We start from the raw sequence: 18886 nt of genomic DNA, 5'->3' as shown, positions 1-18886 counted from the left end.
GCGTGTGGGCGGCGGGGACGGCGGAGCCGGCCGGGCCGGCGATGACCTGGACCGATGACACCGCCGGTCTGCAGGTGGCCGGTTCGGTGGGTCTGACCGCGCACCGGCCGGGCAGCAGCACCGCGGCCACCGCGGTGCGGTTCGGCGGGATCACGGTGACCGCGCTGGACTGACCGCGAGCCCGGAGCCGTCCGTCACCCCATCCGGGTGACGGACGGCGCCGTCTGCGCCGAGCAGCACACGACCTCGGAGAGGATTCCACCGTGATGGGGGTGCGAGAACTGCTTCGGCGTCCGGTCAGCGGCGCCCTGGCCGGGCAGGCCACCGCAGCGCTCGCGGGGCTGGTGCTCCAGGTCGCCGCCGCCCGTGAGCTCGGTGCCGCCGGGCTGGCGACGTTCTCCCTGAGCTACGGGGGGCTGGTGCTCGCGACGGCGGTCAGCAGCGGCCTGGTGGGTACCGGCCTGACGATCCTGGACCGCCAGGAGCCGCGGGTCAGGGCCGGCCTGCACGTGTGGACCGCCCTGATCGGCCTCGCTGTCGGGGCCATCGGTGTGCTGGCGGCCGGCTGGAGCCAGGCCGTCCCTCCGTGGGCCGTTCCGGTGGCCGGTGCGGCCTGCGCGGCGTTCATCATCGAGGACACCCTGCGCCGGCTGCTGATGGCGGCCGGGCGCTTCTGGTCCCTCCCCGCCGTGGATCTGACCAGCCTGGTCCTGTCGGTCGGCGTGCTCGCCCTCGCCGGCCGCACCGGCGACATCTCTCTCGCGGCGTTCGTCGTCGCCGTCCTCATCGGGCAGAGCGGCGGGGCGCTCGTGGCCTGGTGGTGCCTGCCGGCCGGCGAACGCCCGCGCGGGCCGTGGCGGCGTCCGGCGCTGCGCGTCGTCGCGTCCTTCGGCGTGTGGTCGGCCATGACGCAGACCATCCGGCCGGCTTCCCTCACCCTGTTGCGCATCCTGCTCATCGCCGTGGTCGGCGCGGCCGCGTACGGCCCGGTGGAGATCGCCCGGGTCTACACGGCACCGACGCTGCTCGTGGTCGCGGGCCTGGGGTCGTTCCTGCTGCCGCAGTTCGCGCGGTTGCGGCACCGCGGGCTGCCGGTCGGCCTCCGGGTCGCCGACCGGGCCGCCGCCCTCCTCACCCTCGGGACGGCGGTGCTGGGCGGGCTGGGGCTGCTGCTGCTCCCCTGGCTGGGCGACCTGGTGACCGACGGCAGCTACCCGGTCCCCGCAGCGGCTGTGGTGGCCTGGACCGGGTACGCGATGACTGCCGCCGTGGCGCTCCCGTACGGCTGCCTGGCCATGGTGCACGGCGGGCAGCGCCGGGTACTGGCGACGCGGACCTGGGAGCTGGCCTCGCTGGTCATCGCCGCGCTGCTGGTCATCCGTCTCGACGGCGGCGAGGTCTGGGCTCCGCTGGCGCTGGCCGTCGGCCCGGCCCTCGCCGCGGTCGTCCTCCGGCGCTCGCTGCTGGTGCCGACCGCCAGCGAGGAGGCCGCACCCACGCCCGACCCGGCGCGGGCGTGACGACGCGGCCTCGCGGGCCGCGCGGAGGTGGCGCGGGTGGCCCTCACCCTTTCGGGCCGGGAGGTCTGTCGGCGTGCCCGGCCGTGCCGAAGACTTGAGCAGGCGCTCTCTCCGGAGCGTCGCCGTCGCTGAAGGAGAAGGTCGTCGTGCGCACTGAAAGGGAACGCGGGAGCCGGCCTCTGGGCTCGGTGCTCGCGGGGCCGGCCTTCCGGGCCAAGTCCGCCACCGTCCGCCGGCGCAGCGGCGCCTTCCTCCACGAGCTGATGGAGCACCAGACCCTGGCACCGGAGGCTCTTCGCGACCTGCAGTGGCAACGCGCGACGCGGCAGCTGCGGTGGGCCACCGAGGCCACCGCCTTCTACCCGTCGTTCTACGCCCGCCACGGAGTCGACGTCTCCGCCGTCCGGAGCTGGGACGACTGGGAGGCGCTCCCGATCCTCGACCGGACGACCGTCAAAGAGCACTCCGCCGGCTTCCTGTCCACGGAGGCCCGTCGCGGCACCGTCCGCGAGGCGCTGACCGGCGGCAGCACGGGGCAGCCGCTCCAGACCAAGCACGACGCCCGGGTTCCGTCGCTGGCGCTGGCCTGGCGGATGTACTCCTGGTGGGGCGTCCAGCCGTGGGACAACCTCGCGCGGGTGGCGCGGTGGGGTTTCGGCCGGCTGGACGCACTGAAGAACGACCTCCTGTGGTGGCCCAGCCGTCAGACCTACCTGGACGCCGCGCTTCTGAGCCCCGAATCGATGCACACCTTCCACCGCCGGCTCTGGGCGACGCGCCCGGCGCTCCTCGAGGGGTACGTCGGGTCGATGCTCGAGTTCGCCGACTTCCTCGAGCAATCCGGCCTGCGCGTGCCCCCGCTGACGGCGGTCGCGACGACCGCGGCGCCGCTCACCTCGTCGGCCCGCCGCCGGCTGGAGTCCTTCTTCGACGCCCCCGTGTACGACGAGTACCGCGGATCGGAGTTCGGCTGGATGGCCGGCGAGTGCCGGGAACGCAACGGCCTCCACACCTTCGCCGACGTGCGCCTCATCGAGGTGGTCGACGACGAGGGCCGCCCCCTTCCGCCCGGGGAGGTCGGGCACCTCGTGCTCACCGACCTGACCAACCGGGTGTTCCCGCTCATCCGCTACCGCCTCGGGGACCGTGGGGCGCTGACCGGCGAGCCGTGCGCCTGCGGGATCACGCTGCCGATGATGCGCCAGCCCGACGGCCGGTCCACAGACGTGCTGCGGCTGCCGAGCGGCCGTTCGCTGAACCACCGCCTGATGGCCATGTTCAGCACTCACCCGGACAGCGTGCGGCTCTTCCAGATCCACCAGCGTGCCGACTACTCGATCGTCGTCCGGGTCGTCCTCGGTCCGGGCCCCGACAGCGCACGGCACGTCGAGGCGGCCGTCGAGGGGCTCCGGCGGCGCATCGAGGACGAGGTGCCGGTCACCACGGAGTACGTCGACGACCTCCCGTTCACCGGCGGAAAGATCAAGTACGTGGTGTCGGACCTCGCGCCCACACTCCCCGGGACGGCGGTCACGCCGGCCGGTTGATCAGTCGGCCGGCGCGGTCGCCACCCGCTCCCGAGGACCTCGGCGGGACGACGGGGCGCGCCCCCGTCCACGGTCAGCGCAGCGCGAGCCGCTGCACCACCGCGGCGCGGATGCGGCCGACGACCTCCGGCCACGTCGGTACGTGCACCACCGGGCTGGGGCTCGGCGGGCCGGTCAGCTCGGTCCGCACCGCGGCCGCCAGCGCCCCGGGGTCGCGGGGATCGGCGAAGGTCGCGGTCGGCGCCAGCTCGCGGAAGGCCGGGATGTCGCTGAGCACCACGGGGGCGCCGGCGAGGGCAGCCTCGACAAGCGGCAAGCCGAACCCCTCGTCGAGAGACGGGAAGACGAACAGTCGGCAGTTCTCGTAGAGCCAGGCCAGTGAGCCGTCGTCCACACCGCCGACGAAGCGGATCCGGGGATCGTCCGGAAGCACTCCGACGGCCTTCCCGTCGGGTTCACCGACCACGACCAGCGGTCGCTCGGCGCTGACCAGGCCCTCGCCGAGAACGGCGTGGACGAGCCCGCCCACGTTCTTGCGCACGTTGAGCCGGCCCACGCACAGCAGGAAGCTCCCCGGCGTCAGGCCCAGCCCCGGGTCGGCGGCCCGGCGGCTGCGGAGCGACTCCGGGAAGCTCAGTCCCACCGGCACGACCTTGCCGGCCAGCGCAGGCCGGACGCGGGCGATGCGGTCGGCTTCTGCCCGCGTCGACGTCAGCACGAGGTCGGCGCGCCGGGCCGACCACGGCATCCCGGCGAAGTAGGCCCGCTCGACACGGGTGAAGAACTCGGGGTGGTCGTCGAACATCAGGTCGTGGATGAAGGTGGCGCGCAGCGCCCGGCTCCGCAACGGGGTGAAGTTCTGGGCGAGCACGACATCTGCGTCGGCGGCCGTCCCCAGCTCGGTCAGCACGCTGATCCCGTGAGGTGAGCGGTGCACCGGGACCACCCTGACGGGCGCATCGCCCACGAGTTCGCGCGCCTGCTCCAGGTGTCGGCGCGGCACGGCCACGGTGAGCTCGTCCTCGGGGTAGACCGCCGGCCAGGTGCGGACCAGCGAGTCCACGACCCGTCGTCCCGACGGTTGACCCGCCACCCACCAGTACGCGTCGAGCAGCACTCTCACCGGGCCGACACCTCCGTCCGTCGCACCGGCACGCCCGCCGGGTCATCCCTCAGCCGGTGCCGGGATCCGCCTTCGACCAGCAGGGACACCGCCATGAACCAGAGAAAGGCCGGCGTTGCGTCGAACAGGCCGCTCTCGACCGGGCTCCGGCCGAGGAGGAACGCCAGCAGCCCCAGGAACAGCGCCCGGTGCGCCCGCGGGGCCCGCAGGGCACCACGCAGCACCCACAACACCCAACCGGCGGAGAGGGCGACGCCGAGCAGCCCGCCCTGCACGAGCGCCGAGACCCAGCTGCTGTCCAGGGGCTGCTGGTCCCACCACTGGCCCCTCACCTCGATCACCTTCACCGACAGCCCACCGCCGAACAAGCGCTGCCACAGCGTGTCCGCCCACGTGTCCGCTGCATCCCAGGCGATGAAGCGGGACTCGAGGGTGCTGATGCCGGTTCCGTCGCGGGTTGCGAACGCGCCCAGCGCCCCTGTGGCGACCGCCACGACCGTGCCGACCGCGGCCAGCAGCAGCCCGCCCACCACCAGCCCGACCGGTGCCCGCCGGAGGTGCAGCGCCACCACCACGAGGCCGAGCATCAGCATCAGCAGCCCGGTCCGAGAGCCGGTCGCCCAGACCACGGCCAGCGCGGCCGCGGCGGCGACGGCGATGCCCGGACCAGCCTTCCCGAGGACCACGTGCCACGCGGCCACGAGGGCCACGATGCCGGCCAGCAGGGCCAGCTCGTTGGGGGTCAGTGGTGGGATCCCGCCTGCCAGCCGTCCGGTGGCGGCGGTGGGCAGCCCGGTGACCGTCGCGGCGAGCGCCACGATGCCGCAGGCCTGGCCCAGCGCGGTGATGACCTCCTCGACCGATGCGGAGCGGAGCAGGAAGAAGACCGTGAGCCCGAGCATCGCCACCCGGACGGCGACCGTCGCGCCGACCAGGAACGTGCCGGCCGTGAACGCGCCGAAGACCGAGCCGGTGAGGACGGCCGCGAGCACCCACACCGTCCCGGTGCCCAGAGGTCGACGCGGACTGCTCCCCGCCGCGAGCACCGCCAGTGCCAGGGCCACCACGATGACGAGCGCCTTGCCGACGACCACGGGGTCCAGCGAGCCGGCGAAGTACTGGCCCCGCCGCCAGCCCACCGTGCCGGTGAGCAGCAGGAGCGCGATGACCAGGCGGCCGGCCGGACCGGCGAGCGGTAGCGGCCAGGGGTCGCTCACCGCTGCGGCGGGCGCGGGGCCGGTGCCCCGGGCGCCGCGGCGCCGGCGGTGACCGCCGTGACGGTCGCAGCCTCCGTCGGTGAGGCGCCGCGGGGCGGCACGGCGCGGACCTCGGCGGAGGGCGGGCCGTCGGGCGCCGACCGGGTGCGGTGGTCGACGAGGGCGATGGCGAGCGGGTGGAGCTCGACGTGGCCGAGGAGGCGCCGCAGCTCACGCAGCTCCGCGCGAGCCACCTGACCGGCCGGGATGACCAGGACGACGTCGTCGGAGCGTTCGGCGGCTTCCCGCCACTCCCGCAGCGGCGCCATCGGGTCGGCCACCTCGAGCCGGACCCGTGCATCCTCCCCACCCCCGGCGGAGCAGCCGACCGCTACGGACATGCCGCGGCCGCGGAGCACCGCGGCGACGTCCTCGGCGAACTCCAGCGGCGCCAGAGCCTCGGTGGGCGCCGGGCAGAGCAGCAGCACGTGCACCGGTCCTTCCTCGGCGGCGGCTTCCAGGCGGCGGGCGAGGAGCACGGCGGGCCGTCCGGTCAGAGCGCTGCGCCGGGCGCGGCCGGTCAGCGGTGCGAGCACCTCCACCGTGCCGTCCCCCGGCCAGGCGCGCGCGGCGTCCTCGGCCGTGTGCACGGTGTCGTCGAGCCGGTCGCGGACGATCGCGCCGGCCAGCCCGAGGAACAGGCCGACGACCAGTCCGAGCCCGACCAGGTGGGAGGCCACCGGGGCCACCGGGGCGACCGGCGCGTTCGCGGGGTCGGTGACGGTGAGCTCGACGGGCCGGTCGCCGGACGACGGCGTCTCCAGTTCCTCGACCACCTCGGTGAACTGCGCGGCCACGGCGTTGGCGATCGCCGCCGCACGTGCCGGATCACCGCCCCGCACGGCGATCTCGACCTGCGAGGTGTCCCGCGGGTTGGTCGCCGAGATGCTGGCCCGCAGCTCGCGGACGCTCTCGGCCAGCTCCAGCTGGTCGGCGACCGGGCCCAGCACGGCCTCGCTGATGACGACGTCGGGATAGCTCTTGATCCGCTGGTTGATGAACGAGGCGCTGTTCGGGATCGAGGGCGAGACCGACGCGAACACCTGGGCCGTGGCCTGGTAGGTCGAGGGCGTCAGGACGAGGACCAACGTGCCCAGCAGGGCGCCCAGCACCGTGGTCCCCACCCAGACCGGCCACCGCCTGCGCAGTGCGGCGAGGTAGTCGTGCAGTTCCACGTCGGTCGCTCCTCACCGTGCCGGCGCCGCACGCCGGTGGCCGGGGGCGGACTCCGGCCGTCCGGGTCGTCTGTCCGGGCCGACGTTAGGTTCGGGCGGCAGGCCGGGACAGGGGACGACCGGTCCGGATCACCCCATGGGGGCACCGGCCGGCCGACGGCCGCCGGGCACGGCGCCCGATGGGGTGAACCCCCTCCGGAACTCACAATGCGTCACCTCCATCGGGCTAGCGTCGGGGCTCGGCAGCAGCTCACCGCGATATTCGATGAGCTCTCTGTCACGCAATGTGACCGGCAGCCGCCGATGACGCGCGCCGGACGGACGATCGGGGGATCGCATGACGGTGATCGGCTACGCGCCAGGGGCCTACGACCTGTTCCACGTCGGGCACCTGAACATCCTCCGGCACGCGGCCGACCACTGCGACCGGCTGATCGCCGGCGTCGTCTCCGACGAGATGCTGCTGCAGACCAAGGGGCGGGCCCCGGTCATCCCGCTGGCCGAGCGCATGGAGATCGTCGGCAGCCTGCGGTTCGTCGACGCCGTGCACGCCGAGGTGGTCCCCGACAAGATCGACACCTGGCGCGAGGTCGGGTTCGACGTCCTCTTCAAGGGCGACGACTGGCGGGGCACCACCAAGGGCCTGAAGCTCGAGCGCGACTTCGCCGAGGTCGGCGTCCGGGTGCACTACTTCCCGTACACGATGCACACCTCCAGCACGATCCTGCGCAAGGCGCTGGCGGCCATCGAGGCGGAGCAGCCGGTGGGCCGGGTGGCCCGCGCCCGCACCTCCTGAGCGGGGCGGCGCCTGTCGGGGGTGCCGTCTAGCCTGGGGAGCGGCCCCGGCCGCACTCGGCGGTCCGTGCGAGGCCGGACAACCTCAGGAGAAGAAGAAGCGTGACCCTGCGCGGCGTGCTCGACGTCGTCCTCACCGACCCCGGCATGGCCCGCGTGGTCGCCTCCGCCGGGAGCGCCGAGCTCGCCGTCACCGCACCACCGACGGTGCAGCCGCTGGTGGCGGCCGCCCTCGCCGCACCGGCGCCGGGCGCCGGCGTGCCCGTCCTCGTCGTCACCGCGGGGGAGCGCGACGCCGACGCGGCCGCCGACCTGCTGCGCTGCTTCGTCCCGGGCCGCCGGGTGGAGGTCTTCCCGGCCTGGGAGACGCTGCCCCACGAGCGGCTCAGCCCGCGCGCGGACACCGTCGGCCGGCGGCTGGCCGTGCTGCGGGACCTCACGCACCCGGGGGAGAACGGGGCGATCGACGTCCTCGTCGCCCCGGTCCGCAGCGTGCTCCAGCCGCTGGCCCCCGGGCTCGGTGACCTGGTGCCGGTCGAGCTGAAGCCCGGGGACTCGGCCGAGCTGGACGACATCGCCCAGGCGCTCTCCGACGCCGCCTACACGCGCGTGGAGCTGGTCGAGAAGCGCGGCGAGTTCGCCGTCCGCGGTGGCCTCCTCGACGTCTTCCCGCCCACCGAGCCGCATCCGGTGCGCGTGGAGTTCTGGGGCGACGAGGTCGACGAGCTGCGGTACTTCTCCGCCGCCGACCAGCGGTCGCTGGACGAGCGCCCCGAGCGGCTGTGGGCCCCGCCGTGCCGCGAGCTGCTGCTCACCGAGGAGGTGCGCGCCCGTGCCGCGGCGCTGGCGGTCGAGCACCCCGGCCTGATCGAGGTCCTGGGCAAGCTGGCCGAGGGCATCGCCGTGGAGGGCATGGAGTCGCTGACCCCCGCCCTCATCGGCGACGCGGCCATGCAGCTGCTCACCGACCTGGTGCCCGCGGGCACGCACGTCCTGGTCTGCGACCCCGAGCGGGTGCGCAGCCGGGCGGCCGACCTGGTGCGCACCGCGGAGGAGTTCCTCGCCGCCTCGTGGGCGACCGCCGCCGAGGCGGGGGAGGCGCCGCTGGACCTGGGCGCGTCCTCCTTCCGGGACCTCGCCGACGTCGAGGCCGCGACCCGCGGCCGCGGTCTGCCCTGGTGGACCACCGGCGCCTTCACCCTGCAGGCCGAGGACGACGAGCGGCAGGTGACCCTCGACGCCACACCCGTCGAGCGTTTCCACGGCGACCAGGGTGCCGCCGTCGAGCGCATGCGGGGCTGGCACCGCGACGGGTGGCGGGTCGTCGTCACCTTCGCCGGCCCCGGCCCCGCGCAGCGCGCCGCCGACCAGCTCACCGAGGCCGAGCTCGGCGTCCGGCTGGTGCCCGACCTGGCCACCGCCCCCGACCCCGGGCTGACCCACGTCACCCAGGGCAACCTCGAGGCCGGGTTCGCCTTCCCGGGCGTCGGGCTGGCGCTGGTCACCGAGCACGACCTGACCGGCCAGCGCGGCACGACGATGCGCGACGCGGTGAAGATGCCCGCCCGCCGGCGCAACGCCGTCGACCTGGTGCAGCTGCAGCCGGGCGACCTCGTGGTGCACGAGCAGCACGGCGTCGGCCGCTACATCGAGATGATCAGCCGCACCGTCAACGGCGGCCAGCGCGACTACCTGATCGTCGAGTACGCGCCGTCGCGGCGGAACCAGCCGCCGGACCGGCTGTTCGTGCCCACCGACGCCCTCGACCAGCTGACCCGCTACGTCGGCGGGGAGTCGCCGGCGCTGTCCAAGCTCGGCGGCGCCGACTGGCAGAAGACCAAGAGCCAGGCCCGCAAGGCGGTCAAGCAGATCGCCGGCGAGCTGATCCGGCTGTACTCCGCGCGCATGGCGACCCAGGGCCACGCCTTCGGGCCCGACACGGTCTGGCAGCGCGAGCTGGAGGACGCCTTCCCCTTCCAGGAGACCCCCGACCAGCTGGCCGCGATCGACGAGGTCAAGGCCGACATGCAGCAGACGGTGCCGATGGACCGGATCATCTGCGGCGACGTCGGCTACGGGAAGACCGAGATCGCGATCCGGGCCGCGTTCAAGGCGGTGCAGGACGGCAAGCAGGTCGCCGTCCTGGTGCCGACGACGCTGCTGGCCAACCAGCACTTCAAGACCTTCTCCGAGCGGGTCGCCCAGTTCCCGGTGACGGTGAAGGTGCTCTCCCGGTTCCAGTCCGACCGCGAGACCACCGAGATCCTCCGGCAGCTGGCCGCCGGCGAGATCGACATCCTGGTCGGCACCCACCGGCTGCTGCAGCCGACCACCCGGTGGAAGGACCTCGGGCTGGTCATCGTCGACGAGGAGCAGCGCTTCGGCGTCGAGCACAAGGAGTACCTGAAGACGATGCGGACGGCGGTCGACGTCCTGTCGATGTCGGCCACCCCGATCCCGCGCACCCTGGAGATGAGCCTCACCGGCATCCGCGAGATGTCGACGATCCTCACCCCGCCCGAGGAGCGGCACCCCGTGCTCACCTACGTGGGCGCGTGGAACGACAAGCAGATGGCGGCGGCGATCCGCCGGGAGCTGCTGCGCGACGGCCAGGTCTTCGTGATCCACAACCGGGTGCAGTCGATCGACAAGGCCGCCGCGAAGATCCGCCACCTGGTGCCCGAGGCCCGCATCGCCGTCGGCCACGGGCAGATGAAGGAACACGAGCTCGAGCGGATCATGGTCGGCTTCTGGGAGAAGGAGTACGACGTCCTGGTCGCGACGACGATCGTCGAGTCCGGCCTGGACATCCCGAACGCCAACACCCTGATCGTCGACCGGGCGGACACGTTCGGGCTCTCCCAGCTGCACCAGATCCGCGGCCGGGTCGGCCGTGGGCGGGAGCGGGCCTACGCCTACTTCACCTACGACCCCACCCGCACGCTCACCGAGACCTCGGTCGACCGGCTGACCACCATCGCGAACAACACCGACCTCGGCGCCGGCATGGCGGTGGCGATGAAGGACCTGGAGATCCGCGGCTCGGGCAACCTGCTCGGCGGCGAGCAGTCCGGGCACATCGCCGGCGTCGGCTTCGACCTGTACGTGCGGCTGGTCGGCGAGGCGGTGGCCGACTACCGGGCGCAGGTGACCGGTGAGGAGGCGCCCGCCGAGCCGGTGGAGGTGCGGGTGGACCTGCCGGTCGACGCACACCTGCCGCACGACTACGTGCCCGGCGAGCGGCTGCGCATGGAGGCCTACCGCAAGGTCGCGTCCATCCAGGACGAGGCGCAGGCGCAGGCGGTGCTCGACGAGCTCACCGACCGGTACGGCGCCCCGCCGGCGCCGGTGCTCAACCTGCTGGCCGTGGCCCGCTTCCGGGTGGCTATGCGGGAACTCGGCATCACCGAGGTCTCGCTGCAGGGCCGCACCATCCGGGTCGGCCCGGTGGACCTGCCGGAGTCCAAGCAGATGCGGCTGGCCCGCCTGGCCGACGGCGCCTCCTACAAGGCGGCCGTGCGGACCATCTCGCTCAAGGTGCCGGTCGGCCCCGACCGCCGCACGCCGCTGCGCGACGTCGCCCTGCTGGAGAACCTGCACGCCACGCTGACCGCCGTCCTCGGGGCCCCGGTCGCGGCGTAGCGGGCGCTGCCACGGCCCTGCTGCAGGGGGCCGCGCCGAGCGTGCGAGGCGTGGGGGCAGCAGGGTCCTTTTCGTGGGAGTCTCCCGGCGTGCTGATCCACCGCGCCGCCCGGTCGTGTGCCGCCGTGTCCCTGGCCGTCCTCGCCCTGGCCGGTTGCCGGTCGGCACCGGACGTCGCCGCCTACGTGGGCGAGGAGCGGATCGGCGTCGCCGAGCTCGAGGCGGAGGTCGCCGACCGGCTCGCCGACGCCGGTGTGGCCGCCACCGCGCAGGGGCGTGAGGAGCAGCTCACCCGCCGGGTGCTGGGCCTGCTCGTCGAGGGCGAGGTGCACGACGCCGCGGCCGAGCGCTACGGGGTGCAGGTCACCGACGCCGAGGTGACCCGCCGGATCGAGGAGCTGCTGGGCGACGACGACCCCGAGGCCGTCTACGCGCGGCTCGCCGAGCAGGGCATCGGCCGGGCGGACGTCCGGGAGAGCGTGCGCCAGCAGCTGGTGCGCCAGGAGATCGCCGCCGCCGAAGGGACGGCGGACCCGCTGGACGAGGCTGCCCTGCGGGCCCGGTACCAGGAGGTCCGCGAGGAGCTGGGCCAGATCGAGTTCGGCTACGTCACCGTGCCGGACCAGGCCACCGCCACCGCCGTCATCGCGGAGCTGACCGCCGACCCGGCCCGCTACGCCGCGGTGGCCGCGCGGTTCGCCGGCCCGTACACGCTGCCGGAGCTCGGACGCCGGGCCGCCGACGAGCTGCCGCCCGCGCTGAGCGCGCCGCTGGTCACCGCCGAACCGGGGACGGCGGTCGCGGTCCCGGTGCCCGAGACGGGCGGGGTCGTCGTCGCCTTCCGCGCCGGCACCGTCTACCCGTCCTTCGAGGAGCTGCGGCCGCGACTGGTCGAGGAGGCCGGCGAGCAGGCGGAGGCCTCGGTCCGGCCGCTGCTCGACGAGGTGCGGGCCGACCTCGACATCGCGGTCAACCCCCGCTACGGGACCTACGAGGAGGGTCGGCTGCTGCCCGCCCAGAGCGGGGTGGTCGACCTCCTCGACGATGCGCCGGCGGCTGCTTCGGCAGACTGAGCCGGTGCCCGTCGCGCTCGCCGTCCCCGCCAGCCCCCGCCTGCCCGGCCTGCTGAGCCCCGCCGGGTGGCGGGCGGTCTCCTCGGGGCGCCCGCTGGCTGCCCTGCCCGGGGCAGCCGGCACCGCTGCGGTGCTGCGCGCCGACGGGCTGGCCGTCGCCGAGGTGCCCGACCTCGCCGCCGCCGGCGCCCTGGCCGGCGACGTCGTCCTGCTGGTCCCCGCCGGGGAACCGGTCCCCGGTGCGGAGCTCGTCGCCGCAGCCCCGGAGCCCGCCGGGGTGCGGCTGCTGGACGTCGTCGCGGTCATGGACCGGCTGCGCTCGCCCGGCGGGTGCCCGTGGGACGCCGAGCAGACGCACGCGTCGCTGCGCGGGTACCTGCTCGAGGAGGCGCACGAGGCCTACGACGCGATCGTCGACGACGACCCGGCCGCCATGCGCGAGGAGCTCGGCGACGTGCTGCTGCAGGTGGTCTTCCACGCCCGCGTCGCCGCCGAGGCGGGGGAGCAGCGGCGCTTCGACGTCGACGACGTCGCCGGTGACCTGGTCGACAAGCTGGTCCGCCGGCACCCGCACGTGTTCGGCGACGCCGGGCCGCGCGATGTCGCCCAGGTGGAGGCCGGCTGGGAGGAGATCAAGAAGGCCGAGAAGCAGCGCCGCTCGCCCACCGAGGGCGTCTCCCGCTCGCAGCCCGCGGCGTCGTGGGGCGCGGCCCTGGTGCGCCGGGCCGGTCGGGCGGGGCTCCCCACGCCCGAGCCGGCCGAGCTGGCCGACGCGAGCCCGGAGGCGCTCGGCGAGCGGCTGCTGGCCGTCGTCGCCGCCGCCGAGGCGCGCGGGTGGGACGTGGAGGACGCGCTGCGGGAGGCGGTGCGCCGCTACGCCGGCGAGCTCGACGCCGCCGCGACCCGACCCGACCGGGGGACGTCGACCTGACGGGCGGTGCGTCGGCTCGCTAGCGTGGAGGACCCCGACGGCGCGTGATGCGCCGGGCCGGGAAGCGAGCAGCGACGACGCGCCACCGGCCCGGGGAGCACCGCCTGCCGCCGACGAGGATCCGGCGGCCGTACCAGACCGGAGAGGAGCCGCTCCGCTGTCCGCCGTGCTCTCCGCCCCTGCCGATGACCCGGTCGGCCCCGACGAGGCCGTCGAGGGCGTGTCCGGCCTGATCCCGTCCGAGACCTGGCAGGTGCTCCTCGTCTGCGCCGGCGCCGCCCTGGCGGCCTGGCTGCTCGGCGTCCTCATCGGCGTCGTGGTCCGGCGGGTGGGCCGTGGCTCGCCCGTGACCGCCGACCTGTCCCGGCGGGGCCGCACCCCGCTGCGCGCGCTGCTGGTGCTGGTGGCGCTGACCGTCGTCCTCGAGGCGGCCGACGACCTGGGGGACTGGGCGGAGGTCGTCGTCCACGTACTGGCCCTGAGCGTGATCGCGACCATCGGCTGGCTGGTCGCCGTGGCGGTCTTCGTCGCCGCCGATGCCTGGCTCGCCCGGTACGACATCGACGTCGCGGACAACCGGCACGCCCGGCGGGTGCGCACGCAGATCTCGCTGCTGCGCCGGCTGGCCGTCGTCGTCGTCGCCGTGCTCACGGTCGCGGGGATGCTGCTGACCTTCCCCGGCGCCCGCGCCGCCGGTGCCAGCATCCTGGCCAGCGCCGGCGTGATCTCGATCGTCGCCGGCCTGGCCGCCCAGACCTCGCTGGCCAACGTCTTCGCGGGCCTGCAGCTGGCCTTCACCGACGCGATCCGCGTCGACGACGTGGTCGTCGTGGAGGAGGAGTGGGGCCGCATCGAGGAGATCACCCTCACCTACGTGGTCGTGCACGTCTGGGACGACCGGCGGCTGGTGCTGCCCTCGACCTACTTCACGACCACGCCGTTCCAGAACTGGACCCGCAAGGAGTCCGCCGTCCTCGGCGCCGTCGAGCTCGACGTGGACTGGACGACGCCGTTCGACCGGATGCGCGAGGAGCTCGACCGGCTGGTCACCGGGAACGAGAACTGGGACCAGCGGGTCAAGGTCCTGCAGGTGACCGACGCCGTCGGCGCTCTCGTGCGGGTCCGCGTGCTGGTCAGCGCGCAGGACGCGGGGACCCTGTTCGACCTGCGCTGCGCCGTTCGGGAGGGGCTCGTCGGCTGGCTGCAGCGGGAGGCCCCGCACGCCCTGCCGCGCGTCCGGAACGAGGGCGCCGCCGGGTACGAGACCGCCGGGCGGCGCGGACCGCGGCCGGCTCCCGACCCCCGCACCGCACCCCGCCCGGCGCGCCCGTCCGGCCGCGGGCCCGCGACCAGCGAGGGGCTCTTCACCGGGAGCCTGGAGGCCCGCAAGCGCTCCCAGGCGTTCAGCGGGCCGAGCGAGGAGGACCAGGCCGAGCGCGCCCGCCACGACCGGACGGCCGGGGACGAGGGGACCGCGGAGCAGGAGCGGGGCCCGTCGGCGCCCTGATCCGGCGGGGCGCGGCCGGGGGAGGCCTCGCCGACAGTTCCGGCTGGTTAGGCTGCCCCCGTGCCGAGCATCGATGCCGTAGGCGCGCGGGAGATCCTCGACTCGCGCGGAAACCCCACCGTGGAGGTCGAGGTCGCCCTCGACGACGGGACGATCGCCCGGGCCGCCGTGCCCAGCGGAGCCTCCACGGGCGCCTTCGAGGCGGTCGAGCTGCGGGACGGGGGTGAGCGCTACGGCGGCAAGGGAGTGACCAGGGCCGTCGACGGCGTCCTCGACGTCATCGGCCCCGAGCTCGTCGGCTACGAGGCCAGCGAGCAGCGGCTGATCGACCAGCGCCTGCTCGACCTCGACGGCACGCCGGACAAGTCCCGCCTGGGGGCCAACGCCATCCTCGGCGTCAGCCTCGCCGTCGCGCGGGCCGCCGCGGACTCCACCGGCCTCCCGCTGTTCCGCTACGTCGGCGGCCCGTCGGCGCACCTGCTGCCCGTGCCGATGATGAACATCCTCAACGGCGGCGCCCACGCCGACAGCAACGTCGACGTGCAGGAGTTCATGATCGCCCCCGTCGGGGCGGCCACGTTCGCCGAGGCGCTGGCGATGGGCACGGAGACCTACCACGCGCTGAAGGCGGTGCTCAAGGGCCGCGGCCTGGCCACCGGCCTGGGCGACGAGGGCGGCTTCGCGCCCGACCTGCCGAGCAACCGGGACGCCCTGGACCTCATCGCCGAGGCGGCGGAGAAGGCCGGCTACAGCCTCGGCACCGACATCGCCTTCGCGCTCGACGTCGCCGCCACCGAGTTCCACACCGACGGCGGCTACGACTTCGAGGGCCAGTCCCGGTCGGCGGAGTACCTGGTCGACTACTACCGCGGCCTGGTCGACGCCTACCCGATCGTCTCCATCGAGGACCCGCTCGACGAGGAGGACTGGGACGGCTGGATCGCCATGACCGCCGCCCTGGGTGACCGGGTGCAGATCGTCGGCGACGACCTGTTCGTCACCAACCCGGCGCGCCTGGCCGACGGCATCGCGCGCAAGGCCGCCAACGCGCTGCTGGTCAAGGTCAACCAGATCGGCACGCTCACCGAGACCCTGGACGCGGTGAACCTGGCCCACCGCAACGGCTATCGCTGCATGATGAGCCACCGCTCGGGCGAGACGGAGGACACCACGATCGCCGACCTCGCCGTCGCCACCGACTGCGGGCAGATCAAGACCGGTGCGCCGGCCCGCAGCGAGCGGGTGGCCAAGTACAACCAGCTGCTGCGCATCGAGGAGGAGCTCGACGACGCCGCCCGCTACGCCGGCGCCGCCGCCTTCCCGCGGCTGAACGGCTGAGCGGAGGCCGATGAGCAGCGTGCGCGGCCGGCGGGGCGGAGGCGAGACACGGCGCGCGACCGGCCGGGTGCCGCGGGTGCACCACTCGCGGCCGGTCCGTACCGGGCTGCGCTCGGGGGCGTCCAGCCGGCCGGCGCAGCGGCGTCCGAACCGTCGCCCGGAGCGCCGACCGACCGCCTCGGTCGCGCCCCGTCGCCGCCCGCTGTTCACCGGCCGCGCCGTCGTGCTGGTCGGCCTGGTCCTGCTGCTCGCGCTCACCCTCGCCGGGCCGATCCGGCAGTACCTGGCCGGCCAGGCCGAGCTCGCCCGGCTGGCCGCGGAGGGCCGGCAGCTCGACGCGCGGGTCGGCGAGCTGCAGGGCGAGCTGGCGCGGCAGGCCAACCCCGCCTACGCCCAGCGGCAGGCGCGGGAGCGGCTCTCCTACGTCCTCCCCGGCGACCGGCTGGTGCTCGTCGTCGACGGGGACGCCGTCGAGGGTGACGCCGGGACGCTGGCGGCCGCCGCGGACCCGGGGCCGTTGCCCTGGTACGAGGGGCTGATGCGGTCGGTGGCCGAGGCCGACGGCGGCGTGGTCGACCAGCCGGACCACGAGGAGGTGGCGGAGTGATGGAGGACCCCGCTACCCCCCCGGCCTCGCACGCTCGGCCCGGGCCCCTGCAGCGGGGCCGTTCCAGCCCCGTCAGCGAGGAGGACCGCGAGGTCGTCGCCCGGCAGCTCGGCCGCCCGCCCCGTGCGCTGGCGGGTGTCGCGCACCGGTGCCCCTGCGGCCAGCCGGACGTGGTCGAGACCTCGCCGCGGCTGGAGGACGGCACGCCGTTCCCGACGCTCTACTACCTCACCTGCCCGCGGGCCTCGGCCGCCGCGAGCCGGCTGGAGTCGACCGGCCGGATGCGGGAGTGGCAGGCGGAGCTGGCCACCGATCCCGAGCTCGCCGCCGGCTACCGGGCCGCGCACGAGGCCTACCTCGCCGCGCGCGACGCGAAGGACGTGCTGCCCACCCGCGCCACCGCCGGTGGCATGCCCGACCGGGTCAAGTGCCTGCACGCGCTGGCCGGCCACGCGCTGGCCGCCGGCCCCGGCGTCAACCCGATCGGTGACCGCGCGGTCGCCGAGATGGGGGAGTGGTGGGCGAAGGGCCCCTGCGCCCGGCCGGAGGGCGACGCATGACGCGGGTCGCGGCGATCGACTGCGGCACCAACTCCATCCGGCTGCTCGTGGCCGACGTGCCGGCGCAGGGCGGGCATACCGACCTGCTGCGGCGGATGGAGGTGGTGCGCCTCGGCCAGGGCGTGGACGCGACCGGCCGGCTGGCGCCGGAGGCGATCGAGCGCACCCGCGTGGTGCTCGCCGAGTACGCGGCGGCGGCCCGGGACCTGGGCGCCACCGACGTCCGGATGGTCGCCACCAGCGCCACCCGCGACGCGGCGAACCGCGCCGACTTCGAGGACATGGTGCGGGCCACCCTGGGGCGCACACCCGACGTGGTGACCGGCCGGGAGGAGGCCGAGCTCTCCTTCCTCGGCGCCACCGGCTCGCTCGCCGCCGCGGCCGCCGCGCACGGGCTGGCACCCGCACCGGCTCCCTGGCTCGTCGTCGACATCGGCGGCGGCTCCACCGAGTTCGTGCTCGGGGACGCCGACGGCGTGACCGCGGCCCGCTCGGTCGACATCGGCTGCGTGCGGCTGACCGAGCGGCACCTGCACGACGACCCGCCCACCCCGGAGCAGATCGAGCGGACCGAGCGCGACGTCCGCGCTGCGCTGGCCCAGGTCAGCGCCGAGGTGCCGGTCTCCCGCGCGGCGAGCCTGGTCGGGCTGGCCGGGTCGGTCACCACCGTGGCGGCCCTCGCACTGGGCCTGCCCACCTACGACTCCGCGGCGATCCACGGCTCGCGCATCCCGGTGGCCGACGTCCGCCGGGTCGCCGCCGACCTGCTGGGGGCCACTCGGGCGCGCCGCGCCGCCGAGCCGGTGATGCACCCGGGACGGGTCGACGTGATCGGCGCCGGCGCGCTCATCCTGCGGGTGCTCATGGAGGAGTTCGGCCTGGCCGAGGTGACCGTCAGCGAGCACGACATCCTCGACGGCATCGCCCTGCGCCTCGCCCGCGACCGGCCCCGTCCAGAGGCTCGCCGCGAGCGTGCGAGCGGGGAGTAGGACGGGGTCCTTCTCCTATGCCTGTAGACGCCGGCGGCTTCCCCGTCACCCGCACCCCCGCCGGGGTGGCGCGCAGTGCCCGTGGTGCGCGTGAGCTGCCGGTCCTCGACGCGCGCGTCTCCGGCTGCTACGCCTGCCCGCGGCTGGTGGCGTGGCGCGAGGAGGTCGCCCGGGTCAAGCGGGCGTCCTTCCGCGACCAGGACTACTGGGGCCGTCCGGTGCCGGGCCTGGGACCCGCCGATGCGCGGATCGCCGTCGTCGGCCTCGCGCCGGCCGCGCACGGCGGGAACCGCACCGGCCGGGTCTTCACCGGCGACCGCAGCGGTGACTGGATCTTCGCCGCGCTGTGGCGGGCCGGCCTGGCCAACCAGCCGACGTCGACGCACGCCGGCGACGGGCTGGAGCTCACCGACGTGCGGGTGGCCGCCGCGGTGCGCTGCGCCCCGCCGGCCAACGCGCCCACCCCTGAGGAGCGGGACACCTGCTCGCCGTGGCTGGCCCGCGAGCTGGAGCTGCTGCCCCGGCTGCGGGTGGTCGTCGTCCTCGGCGGCTTCGGCTGGACTGCGCTGTGGCCGGTGCTCGCCGCCGCCGGGTACGCGCTGCCACGCCCGCGGCCGGCGTTCGGGCACGGGGTCGAGGTGGAGCTGACCGGGCCGCGCGGCCCGCTGACCCTGCTGGGCAGCTACCACGTCAGCCAGCAGAACACCTTCACCGGCAGGCTCACCGAGCCGATGCTGGACGCTGTCCTCGCCCGGGCGACCGAGCTGGCCGCCGGCTGACCGGCGGCGGTCCCGCGCGGCCGGGCCCGGTCCGGCTAGCGTGC

Annotated in this window: 15 protein-coding genes; 12 read left to right on the top strand and 3 right to left on the bottom strand. The window is 75.1% G+C overall.

The annotated features are described in order from the left end of the window. Positions 1-266: 266 nt before the first annotated feature. Together ACI8AG_RS17920 and ACI8AG_RS17915 are read left to right on the top strand one after the other, a co-directional pair. Positions 267-1520 carry a hypothetical protein gene (locus ACI8AG_RS17920; protein ID WP_456598077.1) on the top strand — a complete coding sequence of 418 codons (1254 nt, stop codon included), beginning with the start codon at positions 267-269 and terminating at the stop codon, positions 1518-1520. A gap of 146 nt (positions 1521-1666) precedes the next feature. Then, entirely contained in the window at positions 1667-3067 is a 1401-nt protein-coding gene (locus ACI8AG_RS17915; protein WP_456598076.1) for a phenylacetate--CoA ligase family protein, read from the top strand. A 73-nt stretch (positions 3068-3140) separates the two neighbouring features. Here the strand turns inward: ACI8AG_RS17915 and ACI8AG_RS17910 are convergent, their stop codons facing one another. Genes ACI8AG_RS17910 through ACI8AG_RS17900 form a run of 3 tightly spaced genes read right to left on the bottom strand, consistent with a single transcriptional unit; the run spans position 3141 to position 6621 of the window. Continuing rightward, positions 3141-4190, bottom strand: a complete 1050-nt coding sequence (locus tag ACI8AG_RS17910; protein ID WP_456598075.1) for a glycosyltransferase family 4 protein — start codon at positions 4188-4190, stop codon at positions 3141-3143. After that, positions 4187-5407, bottom strand: coding sequence for a hypothetical protein (locus ACI8AG_RS17905; RefSeq protein ID WP_456598074.1), 1221 nt, complete (start codon positions 5405-5407; stop codon positions 4187-4189). Before ACI8AG_RS17905 ends, ACI8AG_RS17910 begins: the two co-directional genes overlap by 4 nt. Then, entirely contained in the window at positions 5404-6621 is a 1218-nt protein-coding gene (locus tag ACI8AG_RS17900) for a YveK family protein (RefSeq protein ID WP_456598073.1), read from the bottom strand. Before ACI8AG_RS17900 ends, ACI8AG_RS17905 begins: the two co-directional genes overlap by 4 nt. Before the next feature lie 337 nt (positions 6622-6958). On the opposite strand from ACI8AG_RS17900, the gene ACI8AG_RS17895 reads away from it, so the two are divergent. The 10 genes from ACI8AG_RS17895 to ACI8AG_RS17850 all read left to right on the top strand — a co-directional run bounded on the left by ACI8AG_RS17895 (position 6959) and on the right by ACI8AG_RS17850 (position 18842). Continuing rightward, entirely contained in the window at positions 6959-7417 is a 459-nt protein-coding gene (locus ACI8AG_RS17895) for an adenylyltransferase/cytidyltransferase family protein (RefSeq protein WP_456598072.1), read from the top strand. A 101-nt stretch (positions 7418-7518) separates the two neighbouring features. Next, the gene (gene mfd, locus ACI8AG_RS17890; RefSeq protein ID WP_456598071.1) at positions 7519-11058 is read left to right on the top strand and encodes a transcription-repair coupling factor; all 3540 of its coding nucleotides are present in this window, start codon (positions 7519-7521) and stop codon (positions 11056-11058) included. 89 nt (positions 11059-11147) lie between these two features. Further along, positions 11148-12131, top strand: a complete 984-nt coding sequence (locus tag ACI8AG_RS17885) for a SurA N-terminal domain-containing protein (RefSeq protein ID WP_456598070.1) — start codon at positions 11148-11150, stop codon at positions 12129-12131. Between the two features lie 4 nt (positions 12132-12135). Continuing rightward, complete coding sequence (locus ACI8AG_RS17880) at positions 12136-13062, top strand: MazG family protein (protein WP_456598069.1); 927 nt, start codon at positions 12136-12138, stop codon at positions 13060-13062. Between the two features lie 166 nt (positions 13063-13228). After that, positions 13229-14569: a mechanosensitive ion channel family protein gene (locus tag ACI8AG_RS17875; RefSeq protein ID WP_456598068.1), complete on the top strand. Its 1341-nt coding sequence runs from the start codon at positions 13229-13231 to the stop codon at positions 14567-14569. Between the two features lie 60 nt (positions 14570-14629). Continuing rightward, complete coding sequence (gene eno, locus ACI8AG_RS17870) at positions 14630-15907, top strand: phosphopyruvate hydratase (RefSeq protein WP_456598067.1); 1278 nt, start codon at positions 14630-14632, stop codon at positions 15905-15907. A 10-nt stretch (positions 15908-15917) separates the two neighbouring features. Then, positions 15918-16514 carry a septum formation initiator family protein gene (locus ACI8AG_RS17865; RefSeq protein WP_456590536.1) on the top strand — a complete coding sequence of 199 codons (597 nt, stop codon included), beginning with the start codon at positions 15918-15920 and terminating at the stop codon, positions 16512-16514. Further along, positions 16514-17074 (top strand): DUF501 domain-containing protein, encoded by a 561-nt coding sequence (locus ACI8AG_RS17860; RefSeq protein WP_456598066.1) that lies wholly within the window; start codon positions 16514-16516, stop codon positions 17072-17074. The genes ACI8AG_RS17865 and ACI8AG_RS17860 overlap by 1 nt, the downstream gene beginning before the upstream one ends. Then, on the top strand, positions 17071-18063 hold the full coding sequence (locus ACI8AG_RS17855) for a Ppx/GppA phosphatase family protein (RefSeq protein WP_456598065.1): 993 nt from the start codon (positions 17071-17073) through the stop codon (positions 18061-18063). The genes ACI8AG_RS17860 and ACI8AG_RS17855 overlap by 4 nt, the downstream gene beginning before the upstream one ends. Positions 18064-18080: 17 nt before the next feature. Then, complete coding sequence (locus ACI8AG_RS17850) at positions 18081-18842, top strand: uracil-DNA glycosylase (RefSeq protein WP_456598064.1); 762 nt, start codon at positions 18081-18083, stop codon at positions 18840-18842. Positions 18843-18886: the final 44 nt, after the last annotated feature.

It is taken from the genome of Blastococcus sp. SYSU DS0552, from assembly GCF_054050815.1.
The sequence above is the reverse complement of the archived record's forward strand: the minus strand, read 5'-3'. Positions and strand labels throughout refer to the sequence as shown.

Excerpts from the sequence above, each read along its gene's own strand:
- ACI8AG_RS17920 (WP_456598077.1), top strand. The coding sequence starts at position 267 with ATGGGGGTGCGAGAACTGCTTCGGCGTCCGGTCAGCGGCGCCCTGGCC.
- ACI8AG_RS17895 (WP_456598072.1), top strand. The coding sequence starts at position 6,959 with ATGACGGTGATCGGCTACGCGCCAGGGGCCTACGACCTGTTCCACGTC.
- ACI8AG_RS17865 (WP_456590536.1), top strand. The coding sequence starts at position 15,918 with ATGAGCAGCGTGCGCGGCCGGCGGGGCGGAGGCGAGACACGGCGCGCG.
- ACI8AG_RS17860 (WP_456598066.1), top strand. The coding sequence starts at position 16,514 with ATGGAGGACCCCGCTACCCCCCCGGCCTCGCACGCTCGGCCCGGGCCC.
- ACI8AG_RS17855 (WP_456598065.1), top strand. The coding sequence starts at position 17,071 with ATGACGCGGGTCGCGGCGATCGACTGCGGCACCAACTCCATCCGGCTG.
- ACI8AG_RS17850 (WP_456598064.1), top strand. The coding sequence starts at position 18,081 with ATGCCTGTAGACGCCGGCGGCTTCCCCGTCACCCGCACCCCCGCCGGG.